Here is a 2,825-nt window from a genome sequence, read left to right on the forward strand (position 1 = left end):
TTGCACTTTACCCTCGCTCTCGCGAGCGCATAACCCAGGCTACGTCAAGTGCCATCGATATATTCAGCAAGCCCTAACTAAAAGTACGATCGCACTCTTCATCCGCGTTCATCTGCGTCAATCTGCCTTCATCAGCGGTTCCAAAAAAAATAAGGTGAGCAAAGCCCACCCTACTATCTTACTAAAAATGATTAAACCTTCGCTTCATTCTTCACCAGATTACCCCAACCCAAATCCTTCAGCGAATTATTCCGGCGCAGCGGACGAGTCACCAACTCCAAAATATCCCGCGCATTACCAAAGCCGTGAATTTGAGCAAAAGTAAACTCAACAGACCACTTAGTATTAATTCCCCGCGCTTCCAAAGGATTAGCGTGAGCCATACCAGTAATCACCAAATCAATATTCTGCTCGTAAATCCGCTGAAGCTGATTGTAATTGTCTGGTTTTTCCACAATCCGAGGAGTAGGAACTCCCATCTCGTGACAAGTCTTTTCTAACAAAGCCAATTCGGCTGCTTGATAGCGCTTGTCCATGTAAGGAATGCCGATTTCCGGGCAAGTCATGCCGCAGCGAATCAAGAAACGTGCTAAAGAAATCTCTAGCAAATTGTCGCCCATAAAGAAGACAGATTTACCGCGAATTATTTGCAGGTAATCTTCCAAACCTGCCCAGATTTGCGCTTCTCTTTCGTCCAAACCTTTTGGTTCAATTCCCAACACTGAGCAAATCTTTTCAATCCAAGCGCGAGTTCCGTCAGGGCCGATCGGGAATGGCGCACCAATTAGCTTACACTTGCGGCGGCGCATCAACGTAGAAGCAGTACGCGACAAGAACGGATTCATGCCCGATACATAATAACCTTCTTCCAAGACTGGCAATTCAGTGTAGCGCTTGGAAGGAAGCCAACCGGAAACTTTGATTCCTTGCTTCTTCAATTCTAGAGTTAGCTGAGTAACAACCGGATCGGGCAAAGAACCAAAAAGTACCAGCGGTGTGTGCTTGACATATTCCGATTCATCTGCTGCAACTTCCTCTTTTTTCTTGCCGAAATTCAGCAGTTGAGAGATAGCATTGCGTTCTTGTTTCTGAGATTCCATCACGGGCGCTTTCTCAGGACATTTAGCAGCCATCGCTGCTAAAACGGTATCTTCCCCTTGAGTAAAAGCGTAATCCAAGCCGTTAGCGCGCGCTGTGACGATGGGAATGCCAATTTCTGCTTCGAGTTTCGGTGCTAACCCTTCCAAATCCATTTTGATGATTTCGGTGGTGCAAGTGCCGATCCAGACAATTACGCTGGGGTTACGATCGCGCTTAATTTGCAAGCACAGCCGCTTCAACTCATCATAATCGTTTAATTGAGCGGAAATATCGCCCTCTTCCAACTCAGCCATCGCATAGCGAGGCTCAGCAAAAATCATCACGCCCATTGCATTTTGCAAGAAATAGCCGCAAGTCTTGGTACCGATGACCAAGAAAAAACTATCTTCAATTTTTTGATAAAGCCAAGCTACGCAGCTAATCGGACAAAAAGTGTGATAATTGCCTGTTTCGCATTCAAAGTTTAAAGCTTCCGGTTCATTAGTAGTAATAGCAGTCATATCTCAAATCTTCTCCCTTTAAATTGTTTTTAGTCTGAAACAGGACAGGCTCGCTAAGCGAGGAAATACCTGATTTTTTGCGATCGCCTCGTTGCTCTCGCGGACGAGAGAAATAGGTTTTTTTCCTCTCGAACGCGAACAGGCGCAGCGGCGAGAAAACACCTGTGAAAGTGCGATCGCGACGCACAGCGAACAATAAATAGAAATACCTATTTTTGGGCTAATTCCTGTGAAAAATAGATGCAACCACTCAATATTTCCGCAGCAGCCGCAGCATCCCAAATTCTGGCTAAAAAATTCTGCGCGAGGGCATACAATCCCTCACAGCAGGGATTTAGTTTACTTCACATCGCTAAGGCAAAAAGCCTTTTGGCAGTTGTGAGTTTGAGCTAATTAAAAATTAACAACTCGCAACTCACAACTCACAAATAGAGCGGGAAACTTCAAGACTAGAAGAGATGCGGGCGATCGCAACAACCTCACTTAAAATCAGATAAAAAGCCGGAAATTTCTTCATCCTCATCGTCGGAATCCAAATCGCCGAGACCTAGAGCATCTAAATCATCTTCGTCAGGATCTCCGGTAGTTGCTTCCCCCAGATCGTCAAGTCCGAGATCGTCGAGGTCATCCTCATCAGATACAGAGAAATCGTCAATACCGTCATCGTCCAAGTCGCCCAGATCCATATCTAGGTCATCTGAGGTCGCTGTCCCAAAAGGATCGGGTATTTCTTCGGCGACAAACTCTGCATCTTCTTCCCCAAACGGATCGGAAATCCCCGCTTCGAGATCTCCAGAGGTCAAAGTCCCAAATTGTGAGGCTTCATCTTCCTCGTCATCGCCGAGATCGAGACCGCCCAAAGCCAAGGCTTCATCTTCCTCGTCATCGCCGAGGTCGAGACCGCCCAAAGCCGAGGCTTCATCTTCCTCGTCATCGCCGAGGTCGAGACCGCCCAAAGCCAAAGCTTCTTCTTCCTCATCGTCGCCCATATCAAAGTCAGATACGGCGTCTTCCTCATCGTCGCCCATATCAAAGTCAGATACGGCGTCTTCCTCATCGTCGCCCATATCAAAGTCAGATACGGCGTCTTCCTCATCGTCTTCGAGACCGAGACCGTCCAAAGCCGAGGCTTCTTCCTCGTCATCGCCCATGTCGAAGTCGGAGACCGCTTCTTCCTCGTCATCGTCCATGTCGAAGTCGGAGACCGCTTCTTCCTCGTCATCG

At 47.3% G+C, this 2,825-nt stretch carries 3 protein-coding genes; 1 reads left to right on the top strand and 2 read right to left on the bottom strand.

Annotated features, from left to right (window positions below):
- Positions 1-191: 191 nt before the first annotated feature.
- Positions 192-1,601, bottom strand: coding sequence for a ferredoxin:protochlorophyllide reductase (ATP-dependent) subunit N (locus tag QUA07_RS00005; RefSeq protein WP_199292772.1), 1,410 nt, complete (start codon positions 1,599-1,601; stop codon positions 192-194).
- 240 nt (positions 1,602-1,841) lie between these two features.
- On the opposite strand from QUA07_RS00005, the gene QUA07_RS00010 reads away from it, so the two are divergent.
- Complete coding sequence (locus tag QUA07_RS00010) at positions 1,842-1,994, top strand: hypothetical protein (RefSeq protein ID WP_333321367.1); 153 nt, start codon at positions 1,842-1,844, stop codon at positions 1,992-1,994.
- Positions 1,995-2,080: 86 nt separating this feature from the next.
- Here the strand turns inward: QUA07_RS00010 and QUA07_RS00015 are convergent, their stop codons facing one another.
- A complete protein-coding gene (locus QUA07_RS00015; protein ID WP_333321369.1) occupies positions 2,081-2,752 on the bottom strand; it encodes a hypothetical protein in 672 nt (223 codons plus the stop codon).
- Positions 2,753-2,825: the final 73 nt, after the last annotated feature.

Origin of the sequence: Microcoleus sp. T3_A4, from assembly GCF_036700465.1 — a bacterium.
Taxonomy (GTDB): Bacteria; Cyanobacteriota; Cyanobacteriia; order Cyanobacteriales; family Microcoleaceae; genus Microcoleus.

Excerpts from the sequence above, each read along its gene's own strand:
- QUA07_RS00005 (WP_199292772.1), bottom strand. The coding sequence starts at position 1,601 with ATGACTGCTATTACTACTAATGAACCGGAAGCTTTAAACTTTGAATGC.
- QUA07_RS00010 (WP_333321367.1), top strand. The coding sequence starts at position 1,842 with ATGCAACCACTCAATATTTCCGCAGCAGCCGCAGCATCCCAAATTCTG.
- QUA07_RS00015 (WP_333321369.1), bottom strand. The coding sequence starts at position 2,752 with ATGGGCGATGACGAGGAAGAAGCCTCGGCTTTGGACGGTCTCGGTCTC.